A 230-nucleotide genomic window follows, 5' to 3' on the forward strand; every position below is an offset into this window, starting at 1 on the left:
GTTGAGTAATATGCCCGGCACCTGATCATTTAAGCTCAGCATTCTGCCACCATAAAATCCAAACCAACCTAACCAGATCAACAGCGTGCCCAGAGCCGCCAGAGGCAGGTTACTGCCTGAAGGAACCGTCTTATTTGCAGCGTAGCGTTGTAACCTTGGCCCGATAATCAACACTGAGGCCAGGGCACCCCAACCACCTACTGAGTGCACGACAGTGGAGCCAGCGAAAT

1 pseudogene is annotated in these 230 nt (G+C 52.6%); it reads right to left on the bottom strand.

Annotated elements, in window-relative coordinates:
- Positions 1 to 230: pseudogene (locus tag ACFVYJ_RS13995) on the bottom strand (ammonium transporter); the annotation flags it as partial.

Source organism: Pontibacter sp. JAM-7, from assembly GCF_048548695.2.
Classification (GTDB): domain Bacteria; phylum Pseudomonadota; class Gammaproteobacteria; order Pseudomonadales; family Balneatricaceae; genus Neptuniibacter.